We start from the raw sequence: 12,934 nt of genomic DNA, 5'->3' as shown, positions 1-12,934 counted from the left end.
ATAAAAAAAGCGTGGAGCAATCCACGCTTTTTTATTTGGCTCCTGAAACTCAGCCGCGACGCGCTTTTACCGCATTCGCCAGCTGACGCAGAAGGACATCCGTATCGTCCCAGCCGATGCAGGCGTCCGTGACGCTCTTACCGTACACCAGCGGCTCGCTGCCTTCCAGATTCTGGTTACCTTCCACCAGATGGCTTTCGATCATCACGCCAATGATCGCGTTCTCACCGCCGGCAATCTGCTGACAAACATCGGCGCCGACTTCCATCTGCTTTTTAAACTGCTTGCTGGAGTTGGCATGGCTGAAGTCGATCATCACCTGTTGTGGCAGACCCGCTTTTTCCAGCCCGACCTTCACGTCTGCGACATGTTTTGCGCTGTAGTTCGGCTCTTTACCGCCACGCAGAATAATATGACAGTCACCGTTACCGCTGGTATTCACAATGGCGGAGTGACCCCATTTGGTGACGGACAGGAAGCAGTGCGGTGCCCCGGCGGCATTGATGGCGTCAATTGCCACCTTAATGGTGCCATCGGTACCGTTTTTAAAACCAACCGGACACGAGAGACCTGACGCCAGTTCGCGGTGAACCTGAGATTCTGTAGTACGCGCACCGATTGCGCCCCAGCTCATCAGATCCGCCAGATATTGCGGCGTAATCATGTCGAGGAACTCACCGGCAGCCGGCAAACCGCTGTCGTTGATCTCCAGCAGCAGTTTGCGCGCAATACGCAGACCATCGTTGATCTGGAAACTGTTATCCATATGCGGGTCGTTAATGAGCCCTTTCCAGCCAACGGTCGTACGCGGCTTTTCAAAGTAAACACGCATGACAATTTCCAGCTCGCCTTGCAGTTCTTCGCGAAGCTGGAGCAACCTTGCTGCGTACTCTTTGGCCGCAGCAGGATCGTGAATTGAACAAGGGCCAATCACCACCAGAAGACGATCGTCATTACCTTTCAGGATCTTATGGATCGCTTTACGAGCATGAGACACCGTGTTTGCGGCATTTTCAGTGGCGGGGAATTTCTCAAGGAGTGCTACAGGAGGTAATAACTCATTGATCTCTTTAATACGTAAATCGTCGTTCTGATAATTCATTTTCTTTCCAGCTCTGCCATATCTTTAGTAATGAAAGCAATCCTTTCAATCTAACTTGCCGACCAGAAAGTGTAAACACGGTTTTACACTTCACGCAGATAATTCCTGGAATTCACCTAAAAATCGCCTCAAAATAGCGAAAAACGAGATCTAACCTAAGCTTTTTAACTGTAACAACCACTTTTGTTTGATTAAACGCGATTCCATACTGACGTAAGTCCGTATGACGGAATCTTTCGCCTCTGAAAAAGATGCACTGTTGGAAAATGTTATCCAGCGTAACGACAAGAACAGGAGCACCAAGATGAAAATGACGAAACTGGCAACCCTCTTCCTCACAGCCTCCCTCACCCTGGCAAGCGGCAGCGTCCTTGCTGCTGAGACGGGCTCAACAGATAACAACGGTGACGCGAATGCCGCGGCGGCGGCGGGACAGGTCGCCCCTGATGCAAAACAGAATATCGCCCCGAATAATGTCGATAACAGCCAGATCAATACCGGGAACACCAATACCGGAGGCACGATGTTGCATCCGGACAGTAGCGGCTCTGGCACCATGAATCATGACACGATGAGTACCGATGAGATGCATAAGAACACCATGTGCAAAGACGGTAAGTGTCCGAATTCGAATGACAAAGTGGGCGACGATGCCAATACCAAAACGGATGGCACAACCCAATAATCCGTGACGGATGTAAACGTAAAAGGAGAGCTCTGGCTCTCCTTTCTTTTGGAGTAAGCCATTAAAAACGCTACACTAAAAACAATAACAAAAAGGAAAGCTGATATGGCGCACACGCATTCACACACCCCATCTCCTGGCGATGACAACGCTAAACGCCTTATGCTGGCCTTCGGCGTCACGGCAACGTTTATGGTTATCGAGGTCGTTGGTGGCCTGGTTTCCGGCTCTCTGGCGCTTCTGGCGGATGCCGGACATATGCTTACCGATGCCGCCGCCCTGCTCTTTGCCCTGTTGGCCGTGCAGTTTGCCCGTCGTCCGCCTAACGCGCGTCATACTTTTGGCTGGCTGCGACTGACCACTCTGGCGGCGTTTGTTAACGCTATTGCTCTGGTGGTTATCACCCTTCTTATCGTCTGGGAAGCCATACAGCGCTTTCGTCACCCACAGCCGGTCGCCGGAGCGACAATGATGGTTATCGCCGTAGCAGGTCTGCTGGCGAATCTTCTGGCGTTCTGGATTTTGCATCGCGGCAGCGGAGAAAAGAACCTCAACGTGCGCGCTGCGGCTCTGCATGTCATGGGCGATTTACTGGGTTCCGTCGGTGCTATTGTGGCCGCGCTGGTGATCCTTTATACCGGCTGGACGCCCGTCGACCCGATTCTTTCCGTGCTGGTATCGTGTCTGGTATTGCGCAGTGCCTGGCGGCTGCTGAAGGAGAGCGTGAATGAACTGCTTGAAGGGGCGCCGGCATCCGTGGACATTGCCGAGCTTAAACGCAACCTGCGTCGTTCCGTGCCCGAGGTGCGCAATGTGCATCATGTTCACGTCTGGCTGGTGGGTGAGAAACCCGTCATGACATTGCACGTCCAGGTGATCCCTACCCATGACCATGATGGCCTGCTTGAGCGCATCCAGCACTTTCTCGACCATCACTATGAGATTGGCCACGCCACCATCCAGATGGAGTACCAGCCCTGTAACGGCCCGGACTGCCACCTGAACGAGGCGCAGTCCGGCCATTCACATCATCACCATCATTAGTTCGAAAGCGCGCGAGAGCCTCGCTCACGCGCGCTGTTAATCCACATCCGGCTCCCGTTCAGGGCAATGAAGGTCAGCAGCAGATACTCCAGCGACATCGCGTAGACGCCCTGAAGTGCAAAAATAACCACGCTAATGACGTTAATGACGACCCAGAGCAGCCAGTTCTCAACGTATTTACGGGTCATCAGGATCATCGCAGCAATCGACAGCACCATCATGCAGGAGTCCCAGAACGGGAAAGCATCCGGCTGGAGTGATGGCATAGCGACATTCAGCCCGAGGCCAGACATGACCGACACCGCGACACGGGTCAGGAATGCAAACACCGGGTTGATATAGACGGTCATTAAACCAATGGCGACAACGCAGGCGACAAACCAGGCGATAGCTTTCGGTAAGGGCAGCCAGCGGATTTGCAGCTCTGCCTCCTGCTGGCTGTTCTGCCGCGACCACGCGTACCAACCGTAAATGTTCGCCGCAAAGAAGAACAACTGCAAAAGCAGGCTGGCGTACAGCTGGATCTGGAAGAAGATAATCGCAAAGAGCGTAACGTTAATTAACCCGAACGCGTAGTTGCTGATCTTCTCCAGGCTTGCCAGCCAGATACACAATAACCCAGCCAGCGTACCCACGGCCTCAATCCATGACAGGTCATAGCCACCTGCACCAATCGGTATATGAACCAGAATGTTCTGTGTGCTAAAAAAATCCATCTTTTCCCCAGGGCGTATTGAATTAAGTACGTAGTGTAGCCGCAAAATCCAGCATGCGGTTAAGCGGAATTAACGCACCTTCACGCAGAGCAGCATCCACATGGATTTCATGCGCTGCTCCGCCTTTCTCCAGCCCCTCAGCAATAGCTTTCAGGCCGTTCATCGCCATCCACGGGCAGTGCGCGCAGCTACGACACGTCGCCCCCTCGCCCGCCGTTGGTGCTTCAAGCAGCTCTTTCTCAGGCACGGCCTGCTGCATCTTATAGAAGATACCGCGGTCGGTTGCCACGATGAGCTGCTTGTGCGGCAGCGTCCTGGCAGCATTGATAAGCTGGCTTGTGGATCCCACGGCATCCGCCATGTCGACAATGGACTGCGGTGATTCCGGGTGAACAAGGATCGCTGCGTGCGGGTAAAGCGCCTTCATGCGCGAGAGCGCCTGCGTCTTAAATTCATCATGAACAATACAGGCACCCTGCCAGCAAAGCACGTCAGCGCCGGTCTGCTTCTGCACGTAATTGCCGAGATGGCGGTCAGGCGCCCAGATGATTTTCTCGCCCAGGCTGTCCAGATGCTCAATCAGTTCAACGGCGATGCTTGACGTCACGACCCAGTCTGCCCGCGCTTTCACTGCGGCAGAGGTATTGGCATAGACCACCACGGTACGGTCCGGATGGGCGTCGCAGAAGGCCGAGAACGCATCAATCGGACAGCCGAGGTCGAGTGAACACTCCGCATGTAGCGTTGGCATCAGAATGGTTTTTTCAGGGCTGAGAATCTTTGCGGTTTCCCCCATAAAGCGAACGCCTGCGACCAGTAACGTGGAAGCAGGATGTCTGGCACCAAAGCGTGCCATCTCCAGAGAGTCAGAGATGCAGCCCCCGGTCTCTTCCGCCAGTTGCTGGATTTCCGGGTCGGTGTAGTAATGTGCAACCATCACTGCATCTCGCTCTTTGAGAAGTCGTTTGATCTTCTCACGGTAAAACTGCTTCTCATCCTGACTCAGCGGGACAGGCTTTGGCGGGAAGGGATAGATTGCGGCTTCTGGATCAAACATCACGCTCATTATGGCTTCTCGTTTTACTGGCTTAACATTATTGCCTTTCTTTTGCATAACATAGCAAAACGGACGGCAAATGTGTTTTGTATACTAAACAAGATAGCGAATTTGCGAGAAAAAGTCACCGGAAATAGGTGCGCGTAGCACGCATCGGATGGCGACTTCGCCGGAGCCGACCTGCAAGGTCAAAATATGCGGAATACAGATAGCAAAAAAGCGCCTTTAGGGCGCTTTTTTACATTGGTGGGTCGTGCAGGATTCGAACCTGCGACCAATTGATTAAAAGTCAACTGCTCTACCAACTGAGCTAACGACCCCTTGCGGGATGTACTGCAAATCTATTCAGGCTGGTGGGTCGTGCAGGATTCGAACCTGCGACCAATTGATTAAAAGTCAACTGCTCTACCAACTGAGCTAACGACCCGCTTGGGTGTTGCCTGAATTTTTACTCATACCAATAACCTGGTGGGTCGTGCAGGATGACTCGGCTTCGCCTCGCCCTACGGGCTGTTGCTGTTGCAACGTTATCCTTCACGTTTAACATCTGAGTAAGACATTAAAATTGGTGGGTCGTGCAGGATTCGAACCTGCGACCAATTGATTAAAAGTCAACTGCTCTACCAACTGAGCTAACGACCCGGAGTGGTGGGTGATGACGGGCTCGAACCGCCGACCCCCTCCGTGTAAAGGAGATGCTCTACCAACTGAGCTAATCACCCACTCTGTACTACCGGAACTGCTTTAAGTGGTGGGTCGTGCAGGATTCGAACCTGCGACCAATTGATTAAAAGTCAACTGCTCTACCAACTGAGCTAACGACCCACTTTTACGCTGTTTTCACGTTGTTTGATATCCCGTGGCAACGGCGGCATATATTACTGATTTAAGAATTCAGCGCAACAAAAATTTCGATGAAGATCACTTAACTGCTTACGAATCATGCTGCACGACCAGAAATAACGCGATTTCTGGTCATGCGATAATCATCCCATCGAATTCAGACGTTTTTGCGCCTGCTTCGCACCTTCGGTGCCAGGGAATTTAGCAACCACCTGCTGATAAACCGCTTTCGCTTTCGCAGTGTCACCTTTGTCCTGCATGATGACGCCGACTTTAAACATCGCATCAGGCGCTTTTGGCGATTTCGGGTAATTTTTCACCACTGAGGCAAAATAAAACGCCGCATCGTCCTTTTTACCCTTGTTGTAATTCAGCTGACCCAGCCAATAATTTGCATTGGGCAGATAAGTGGAATCAGGGTATTTCTTCACAAAGTTCTGAAACGCAGCGATAGCGTCATCCTGACGAGATTGATCCTGTACCAGGGCAATGGCCGCGTTGTAGTCCGTATTCGCGTCACCGCTCTGAACAGGCGCTCCCGTCGAGGCCGAAGCATCTGCCGCAGGAGCAGGGGTTGACGTCGCCGCACCGCTCTGATCGCCTGCTGCTGGCTGCGCAGCTGCGCCACCGCTGCTGAGGCTATCCATCTGCAGCAAGATTTGCTTCTGACGTTCCACAACCTGGTTAAGCTGATACTGGCTTTCCTGAATCTGACCACGGAGAGAGTCAATATCGTTTTGGTTGTCGGAAAGTTGTTGCTGGAGTTGGGTTAAAAGCTGACTGTGAGCGTTAGAAATACGCTCGAGTTGAGTGACCCGGTCTTCTACCGAGCCTGAGCCGACACTACTGATTGGTGCCTGAGCAAAAGCGGCCCAGGGGGCCGCTATTCCAACCAGTAACGACAGACTCAACAGATGATGTCTGAAGTTACTGCTCATGCAATTCTCTTAGTAAACCAGTACGGCACGACGGTTTTTGGAGTAAGCCGCTTCGTCGTGACCCAGTACTGCAGGTTTTTCTTTACCGTAAGAAACGATGGAGATCTGGTCAGCAGAAACGCCTTTACCCTGCAGGTACATTTTAACGGCGTTAGCACGACGCTCACCCAGGGAGATGTTGTACTCTGGCGTACCACGTTCGTCCGCGTGACCTTCTACGGTGACTTTGTAAGACGGGTTGCTACGCAGGAAGTTAGCGTGAGCATCCAGCATCGCAGCGAAGTCAGAACGGATGTCGTATTTATCCAGATCGAAGTAAACGATGTTGTTCTGCTGCAGCTGCTGCATCTGAAGACGCGCTTGCTCTTCAGAAGACATGTTGCCATTGCCATTCGCGTCCATACCGGTACCGGCACCCATCATGCCTTCGCCGCTCTGGTCATTGCTTGCATTCTTGTTAGAAGAACACGCTGCGATTGCCATTACAGGCAGAGCGATCATCAGCCCCTTCAGCACTTTGTTCAGTTGCATTTCTATGATTCCTTTAGTAATCAATTAATTATTATTTACAGATACGGCGACCAGGCAGGTGATTTTACCTGTCCATCAGTTGCCGGAATACGCGCTTTGAAACGCCCATCTGTAGAAACCAGATTCAGCACAGATCCCATCCCCTGAGAAGAGCTGTAGATTACCATAGTGCCGTTAGGTGCCAGACTTGGCGTTTCATCCAGGAACGTTGACGACAGAACTTGAACGCCACCCGCTACCAGATCTTGTTTGGCAATGTGCTGCTGCCCACCGTTGGAGCTGACCATTACCATAAATTTACCGTCGCTGCTCACATCTGCGTTTTGGTTCTGCGAACCTTCCCAGGTAATACGCTGTGGAGCACCGCCGTTGACGTTCACTTTATAGATTTGTGGACGACCTGCCTGGTCAGACGTAAATGCCAGGTTCTGGCTGTCCGGGAACCAGGACGGTTCGGTGTTGTTGCTGCGACCATCGGTCACCTGGCGAATTTGACCTGAGCCAATGTCCATCACGTACAGGTTCAGGCTACCGGTTTTAGAGAGCGCAAACGCCAGTTTGGTACCGTCCGGAGAGAACGAAGGCGCACCGTTGTGACGAGGGAACGACGCAACCTGGCGAACAGCACCGTTAGCCAGCGTCTGAATAACCAGCGCTGAACGACCGCTTTCGAAGGTAACATAAGCCAGTTTAGAACCGTCCGGAGACCAGGCTGGAGACATCAGCGGCTGAGAAGAACGTTTCACCAGGAACTGATTGTAACCATCGTAGTCAGATACGCGCAGCTCATACGGGAACTGACCGCCATTGGTCTGTACCACATAAGCAATACGGGTACGGAACGCACCTTTAATGCCGGTCAGTTTTTCAAATACCGCATCGCTGGCAGCGTGTGCCGCGTAGCGCAGGTACTGTTTAGTGACCTTGTAAGAGTTCTGTGCCAGAACGGTACCCGGTGCACCGCCGGTATCAACCAGCTGCCAGGCAACGTTGTAAGAGCCGTCCGGGTTAGGTGTAACCTGACCAACAACGACAGCATCGATACCGAGCGCAGACCATGCGGCAGGCTGTACTTCCTGCGCGCTGCCCGGCTGCTGAGGCAGACGAGAACGATCTAATGGGTTGAATTTACCGCTGTTACGCAGGTCAGCCGCAACGATGCCACCGGCATCTTCAGGCGCAGCGCCAGGACCGGCCCACTGGAACGGAACAACCCCGATTGGGCGTGCCGAATCCACCCCCTGGGTGATCTCGATACGTACTTCTGCGTGCAGTACTGCTGCCCACAGCATTAAAAAACCAAATGCTACACGTAATGCCTGCTTCATCATATCTCCCTTATCCGGGTAACCTTACCCACGATAATTTAGCAGAATGTTAACAAACCCAAATAGACAAAACTACTAAACCCTGTGACTAACCCTGGTCTATTTTTCCCCGTTTGCACGGGGAAAATGTAACTTAAGGTTTGAAGTCCAGCGGTGCATTTTTAAAGACTTCGTAGACTGCCTGTGACGGCGGCTTAGGCATCTTAGCCTGACGCGCTGCGGCAAGTGCTGCAGTACATAAAGCGGGATCGCCACCTTCGGACTTAATATCAAGGAGCATGCCATCCGGCGCCAGTTTTATACGCAGCGTGCACGTTTTACCGGTGTAGGAAGACGCATCATAGAATCGGCTTTCGATAGCGGATTTAATCTGCGCGGCATAACCGTTGATTTCTGCACCAGAAGCACCGTTACTCTTAGTGTTACCACTTCCTGTTGGTGCTGCATTGTTTCCTTTCGCACCACCGCCCGCTTTCGGCGCATTCTTACCAGAACTCAGGTCGCCCAGGAGATCGTCAACGCCAGCGGCGTCCGCGGCTTTCTCAGCGGCGGCCGCTTTTTTGGCGGCGGCTTTCTCTGCAGCAGCTTTCTTATCGGCAGCGGCTTTTTCTGCTGCAGCTTTTTTGTCAGCAGCCGCTTTCTCGGCGGCGGCTTTCTTCTCTGCTGCGGCTTTTTCAGCAGCGGCCGCTTTTTCGGCTGCAGCCTTCTCAGCAGCAGCCGCTTTTTTCGCAGCATCGGCAGCAGCTTTCTTCTCTGCTTCCTGAGCAGCTTTCTTCGCGGCTTCCGCTTCAGCTTTTTTCTGAGCATCAGCAGCAGCTTTTTTTGCCGCTTCCGCTTCAGCTTTCTTCTGAGCATCAGCAGCGGCTTTCTTCGCCGCTTCGGCTTCAGCTTTCTTCTGAGCATCGGCTGCGGCTTTCTTCGCCGCTTCCGCCGCTAATTTTGCCTGAGCATCAGCTTGTGCTTTCGCGTCCGCCGCGGCTTTGGCTGCCGCCTCTTCCGCCTGCTTCTGCTGTTCCTGAGCTTTCTTCGCGGCCTCTTCAGCTTGCTTCTGCTGTTCCGCCTGCTCTTTCGCCGCTTCCTGCGCCTGCAAACGTTCTTTCTCAAGCTGCTTCAGTCGCTCCTGCTCAGCGGCCTGCTTTTCACGCAGTTCTTCCGCTTGCTGTTGCGCCTGTTTTTCACGCTGCTCTTCAGCCCGTTTTGCACTCGCCTTCTGCTGTTGCTCGCGGTTATAGTTCTGCACTACCGCACCGGGATCCACCATGACGGCGTCAATGGAAGAGCCTCCACCGCCGCCCGATGATGCATCAATGTGCTCGTCGAACGAACTCCAGATCAGCACTGCAAAAAGAATAACGTGCAGCACTGCGGAGACGATTATCGCTCGCTTAAGCTTGTCGTTCTGTTCGGTTGCCTTTGACACTATCGGTTCCCAAAAACTACGCAGATGATCAAATAGGCTGAGTCATTAAGCCAACTGACTTAACGCCCGCGCTATGTAGCAAGTTCAGCGCTTTAATAATTTCATCGTATGGTACGTCTTTCGCGCCACCGATTAAGAAGACCGTTTTCGGATTTGACTCCAGGCGTCGCTGCGCTTCAGCAATAACCTGCTCAGGTGGCAGTTGATCCATACGATCTTTTTCTACCACTACGCTGTATTGCCCTACACCGGAAACCTCAATGATGACCGGAGGATCGTCATTGGTGCTTACCGCCTGTGATTCTGTCGCATCCGGCAGATCAACCTCCACGCTCTGGGTAATGATGGGTGCTGTCGCCATGAAGATCAGCAGCAGTACCAACAGAACGTCCAGCAGTGGAACGATATTGATTTCGGACTTGAGCTCGCGACGATTTCGTCCACGCGATCTGGCCATGGTTTACCCCTTGTTACTCTCGGTACTGGTAAACGCCTGACGGTGCAGAATCGCGGTGAACTCTTCCATAAAGTTGTCGTAGTTCAGTTCCAGTTTATTCACGCGCTGGTTCAGACGGTTGTAAGCCATAACCGCCGGGATCGCCGCAAACAGACCGATAGCGGTCGCAATCAGTGCTTCTGCAATACCCGGGGCAACCATCTGCAACGTCGCCTGCTTCACCGCCCCCAGGGCGATAAAGGCGTGCATAATCCCCCAGACCGTACCAAACAGACCGATATACGGGCTGATGGAACCAACGGTCCCCAGGAAAGGAATATGCGTTTCAAGGTTTTCCAGCTCGCGATTCATGGAGATACGCATCGCACGCGAGGCACCTTCCACGACCGCTTCGGGCGCGTGGCTGTTTGCGCGATGCAAACGAGCAAACTCTTTGAATCCGCTATAGAAAATCTGTTCGGAGCCTACGAGGTTATCACGGCGTCCCTGGCTTTCCTGATACAGACGAGAAAGCTCAATACCCGACCAGAACTTATCTTCAAACGCTTCTGCTTCACGGCCAGCCGCATTGAGGATACGCGTTCTCTGGATGATGATGGCCCAGGATGCGATTGAAAAACCAATCAAAATCAACATGATAAGTTTAACCAGAAGGCTTGCCTTCAGGAACAAATCAAGGATATTCATGTCAGTCACTGCTTAAACTCCGCGACAATAGACTTAGGAAGCGCACGAGGCTTCATTATGGTTGGATCAACACAGACGATCAGGACTTCAGCTGAGTTCAGTACCGTATTTTCTGCATTGACTATCCGCTGCGTGAAAACCATTGAGGTTCCGCGCATTGATGTAATTTCAGTTTGGACTTCGAGCATATCGTCGAGTCTGGCAGGCGCAAAATACTCAAGCGTCATCTTGCGAACCACGAAGGCAACTCGCTCAGCCAACAGCTCCTGTTGACTAAAGTGATGATGGCGCAGCATCTCTGTGCGTGCCCGTTCATAAAAAGCAACGTAGCTGGCGTGGTAAACCACACCCCCGGCATCGGTATCTTCGTAATAGACACGAACCGGCCATCGAAACAGCGTTGTATTCACTTTACATCCCGGTAATGCAACAAAAGTTAGAGCTTTTAAACTTCGCTACTATACGCGCGGGAAAGATGGTTTGGAATGGGAGAAAGTAAACGGAGAGTAAATTTTTATGGGCCAGGGTAAGCCCATATCATTAACGGACATTTCTTATTCAGAAGAAGAAGAAAATCAAGCCAGCGAGAAGCACCAGATCGGCGATAAGTGGGCAGAAAATCCCCTGCCAGTGCAGCGCTTTCGGACGAAAGCCTACGCCGTGGATCACACCTGCGCACACCGCCCACATAATGAGGAAGCCGTGCCAGATCTCAAGCTCGCTGGTCTTCGCTGCAAAGCGCGAAGGGTCCCAGAAGATACAACCTGCCAGCAGTAATGCCATCACTAAAGAAAGCGCCCTTAACGGGCGCTTATCCATTACCGCGTAAAGCGTCGCGATAATGTTCATTAGTGTTTGTCTTCACCTGCTTTAGACGCTTCGACGTGCTCAAGCGCCAGGGCAGTAATGACACCAAATGCACAGGCAAGAAGCGTCCCTAAAATCCATGCGAAATACCACATATTCAGCTCCTTACTTAGTACAGAGAATGAGTGTTGCTTTCAATATCTTCTTTCGTGATACGACCGAACATTTTCCAGTAACACCATGCGGTGTACAGCAGGATAATCGGTACGAACACGCAAGCAACATACGTCATCAGGTTAAGCGTCAGCTGGCTGGACGTTGCATCCCACATGGTCAGGCTTGCATTCATCATCGTGCTGGACGGCATGACGAATGGGAACATCGCGATACCTGCAGTCAGAATAATGCACGCCAGCGTCAGTGAGGAAAATACAAATGCCAGGGCACCTTTTTCCAGACGTGACGTCAGTATCGTCAGCAGCGGCAGCAACACACCCAGAGCCGGAATAGCCCACAGAACAGGCATATTGTTGAAGTTCACCAGCCACGCGCCAGCCTGTCGTGCCACTTCTTTCGTCAGCGGGTTAGACGGTGCCGTGTGGTTAATTGCAGACGTAATGACATAACCGTCGATACCGTACATCACCCATACGCCGGCCAGTGCGAAGCACACCAGGGTAATAAGCGCAGCAACCTGCGCCGTTGCACGAGAGCGAAGATGCAATTCACCTACGGTACGCATCTGCAGATAGGTCGCACCCTGAGTAATGATCATTGCCACACTCACCACGCCTGCCAGCAGACCAAACGGATTCAGCAGCTGGAAGAAGTTACCGGTGTAGTAAAGACGCATGTATTCATCGATGTGGAACGGTACACCCTGCAGCAGGTTACCGAACGCCACGCCAATCACCAGCGGTGGAACGAAGCTACCAATGAAGATGCCCCAGTCCCACATGTTGCGCCAGCGAGTGTCTTCAATCTTGGAACGGTAGTCGAAACCAACCGGACGGAAGAATAAAGAAGCCAGCACCAGAATCATCGCCACATAGAAACCGGAGAACGCAGCCGCGTAGACCATCGGCCAGGCAGCGAACAGCGCGCCGCCTGCGGTGATCAGCCACACCTGGTTACCGTCCCAGTGCGGGGCGATGGAGTTAATCATGATTCGACGCTCGGTGTCATTACGACCGAGGAAACGGGTGAGCATCCCCACCCCCATGTCGAAACCGTCAGTGACTGCGAAACCGATCAGCAGAATACCGACCAGCAGCCACCAGATAAAACGCAATACTTCATAATCGATCATTTGATGACTC

15 protein-coding genes and 5 tRNA genes are annotated in these 12,934 nt (G+C 52.5%); 2 read left to right on the top strand and 18 right to left on the bottom strand.

What is annotated here, in order from left to right:
• Positions 1-49 precede the first annotated feature (49 nt).
• Positions 50-1,102 (bottom strand): 3-deoxy-7-phosphoheptulonate synthase AroG, encoded by a 1,053-nt coding sequence (aroG, locus tag BH714_RS02630; protein ID WP_040016953.1) that lies wholly within the window; start codon positions 1,100-1,102, stop codon positions 50-52.
• Between the two features lie 304 nt (positions 1,103-1,406).
• Between aroG and BH714_RS02625 the strand changes: the two genes are divergently transcribed.
• Positions 1,407-1,787, top strand: a complete 381-nt coding sequence (locus tag BH714_RS02625) for a YbgS-like family protein (protein WP_025204646.1) — start codon at positions 1,407-1,409, stop codon at positions 1,785-1,787.
• Between the two features lie 105 nt (positions 1,788-1,892).
• Positions 1,893-2,831, top strand: coding sequence for a CDF family zinc transporter ZitB (gene zitB / locus BH714_RS02620; RefSeq protein ID WP_040016952.1), 939 nt, complete (start codon positions 1,893-1,895; stop codon positions 2,829-2,831).
• On the opposite strand, the gene pnuC is transcribed toward zitB, so the two are convergent.
• From pnuC to cydB, 17 genes are all read right to left on the bottom strand, one after another.
• Entirely contained in the window at positions 2,828-3,547 is a 720-nt protein-coding gene (gene pnuC, locus BH714_RS02615) for a nicotinamide riboside transporter PnuC (protein ID WP_020884957.1), read from the bottom strand. The genes zitB and pnuC overlap by 4 nt on opposite strands.
• 22 nt (positions 3,548-3,569) lie before the next feature.
• On the bottom strand, positions 3,570-4,613 hold the full coding sequence (nadA, locus tag BH714_RS02610) for a quinolinate synthase NadA (RefSeq protein WP_040016951.1): 1,044 nt from the start codon (positions 4,611-4,613) through the stop codon (positions 3,570-3,572).
• A 235-nt stretch (positions 4,614-4,848) separates the two neighbouring features.
• Positions 4,849-4,924 (bottom strand) — tRNA-Lys (locus tag BH714_RS02605).
• A gap of 31 nt (positions 4,925-4,955) precedes the next feature.
• Positions 4,956-5,031, bottom strand: a tRNA-Lys gene (locus tag BH714_RS02600).
• Positions 5,032-5,170: 139 nt separating this feature from the next.
• A tRNA-Lys gene (locus tag BH714_RS02590) sits at positions 5,171-5,246 on the bottom strand.
• 4 nt (positions 5,247-5,250) lie between these two features.
• Positions 5,251-5,326: transfer RNA gene (locus BH714_RS02585), tRNA-Val, on the bottom strand.
• A 27-nt stretch (positions 5,327-5,353) separates the two neighbouring features.
• Positions 5,354-5,429, bottom strand: a tRNA-Lys gene (locus BH714_RS02580).
• Between the two features lie 161 nt (positions 5,430-5,590).
• A complete protein-coding gene (gene cpoB / locus BH714_RS02575) occupies positions 5,591-6,385 on the bottom strand; it encodes a cell division protein CpoB (protein ID WP_040016950.1) in 795 nt (264 codons plus the stop codon).
• A 9-nt stretch (positions 6,386-6,394) separates the two neighbouring features.
• Positions 6,395-6,916, bottom strand: coding sequence for a peptidoglycan-associated lipoprotein Pal (pal, locus tag BH714_RS02570; protein ID WP_003858578.1), 522 nt, complete (start codon positions 6,914-6,916; stop codon positions 6,395-6,397).
• Between the two features lie 35 nt (positions 6,917-6,951).
• A complete protein-coding gene (gene tolB, locus BH714_RS02565; RefSeq protein WP_025204648.1) occupies positions 6,952-8,244 on the bottom strand; it encodes a Tol-Pal system beta propeller repeat protein TolB in 1,293 nt (430 codons plus the stop codon).
• Positions 8,245-8,377: 133 nt separating this feature from the next.
• Positions 8,378-9,664 (bottom strand): cell envelope integrity protein TolA, encoded by a 1,287-nt coding sequence (gene tolA, locus BH714_RS02560; RefSeq protein WP_025204649.1) that lies wholly within the window; start codon positions 9,662-9,664, stop codon positions 8,378-8,380.
• Positions 9,665-9,692: 28 nt separating this feature from the next.
• On the bottom strand, positions 9,693-10,121 hold the full coding sequence (gene tolR, locus BH714_RS02555) for a colicin uptake protein TolR (protein WP_014169185.1): 429 nt from the start codon (positions 10,119-10,121) through the stop codon (positions 9,693-9,695).
• A gap of 3 nt (positions 10,122-10,124) precedes the next feature.
• Positions 10,125-10,817 carry a Tol-Pal system protein TolQ gene (gene tolQ / locus BH714_RS02550; protein ID WP_014169184.1) on the bottom strand — a complete coding sequence of 231 codons (693 nt, stop codon included), beginning with the start codon at positions 10,815-10,817 and terminating at the stop codon, positions 10,125-10,127.
• A complete protein-coding gene (gene ybgC / locus BH714_RS02545; protein ID WP_014169183.1) occupies positions 10,814-11,218 on the bottom strand; it encodes a tol-pal system-associated acyl-CoA thioesterase in 405 nt (134 codons plus the stop codon). The genes tolQ and ybgC overlap by 4 nt, the downstream gene beginning before the upstream one ends.
• Positions 11,219-11,366: 148 nt before the next feature.
• The gene (gene ybgE / locus BH714_RS02540; RefSeq protein ID WP_020884961.1) at positions 11,367-11,657 is read right to left on the bottom strand and encodes a cyd operon protein YbgE; all 291 of its coding nucleotides are present in this window, start codon (positions 11,655-11,657) and stop codon (positions 11,367-11,369) included.
• Entirely contained in the window at positions 11,657-11,770 is a 114-nt protein-coding gene (gene cydX / locus BH714_RS02535) for a cytochrome bd-I oxidase subunit CydX (RefSeq protein ID WP_014169181.1), read from the bottom strand. Before cydX ends, ybgE begins: the two co-directional genes overlap by 1 nt.
• Before the next feature lie 14 nt (positions 11,771-11,784).
• On the bottom strand, positions 11,785-12,924 hold the full coding sequence (gene cydB, locus BH714_RS02530; protein ID WP_014169180.1) for a cytochrome d ubiquinol oxidase subunit II: 1,140 nt from the start codon (positions 12,922-12,924) through the stop codon (positions 11,785-11,787).
• Positions 12,925-12,934 lie beyond the last annotated feature (10 nt).

The sequence above is a fragment of the Enterobacter ludwigii genome (genome assembly GCF_001750725.1).
GTDB classification, from domain to species: domain Bacteria; phylum Pseudomonadota; class Gammaproteobacteria; order Enterobacterales; family Enterobacteriaceae; genus Enterobacter; species Enterobacter ludwigii.
Note: the sequence above shows the minus strand (reverse complement) of the source record. Positions and strands in the feature narration are given on the sequence as shown.

Excerpts from the sequence above, each read along its gene's own strand:
- tolR (WP_014169185.1), bottom strand. The coding sequence starts at position 10,121 with ATGGCCAGATCGCGTGGACGAAATCGTCGCGAGCTCAAGTCCGAAATC.
- ybgE (WP_020884961.1), bottom strand. The coding sequence starts at position 11,657 with ATGAACATTATCGCGACGCTTTACGCGGTAATGGATAAGCGCCCGTTA.
- aroG (WP_040016953.1), bottom strand. The coding sequence starts at position 1,102 with ATGAATTATCAGAACGACGATTTACGTATTAAAGAGATCAATGAGTTA.
- cpoB (WP_040016950.1), bottom strand. The coding sequence starts at position 6,385 with ATGAGCAGTAACTTCAGACATCATCTGTTGAGTCTGTCGTTACTGGTT.
- zitB (WP_040016952.1), top strand. The coding sequence starts at position 1,893 with ATGGCGCACACGCATTCACACACCCCATCTCCTGGCGATGACAACGCT.
- pnuC (WP_020884957.1), bottom strand. The coding sequence starts at position 3,547 with ATGGATTTTTTTAGCACACAGAACATTCTGGTTCATATACCGATTGGT.
- tolB (WP_025204648.1), bottom strand. The coding sequence starts at position 8,244 with ATGAAGCAGGCATTACGTGTAGCATTTGGTTTTTTAATGCTGTGGGCA.
- nadA (WP_040016951.1), bottom strand. The coding sequence starts at position 4,613 with ATGAGCGTGATGTTTGATCCAGAAGCCGCAATCTATCCCTTCCCGCCA.
- BH714_RS02625 (WP_025204646.1), top strand. The coding sequence starts at position 1,407 with ATGAAAATGACGAAACTGGCAACCCTCTTCCTCACAGCCTCCCTCACC.
- cydX (WP_014169181.1), bottom strand. The coding sequence starts at position 11,770 with ATGTGGTATTTCGCATGGATTTTAGGGACGCTTCTTGCCTGTGCATTT.
- pal (WP_003858578.1), bottom strand. The coding sequence starts at position 6,916 with ATGCAACTGAACAAAGTGCTGAAGGGGCTGATGATCGCTCTGCCTGTA.
- cydB (WP_014169180.1), bottom strand. The coding sequence starts at position 12,924 with ATGATCGATTATGAAGTATTGCGTTTTATCTGGTGGCTGCTGGTCGGT.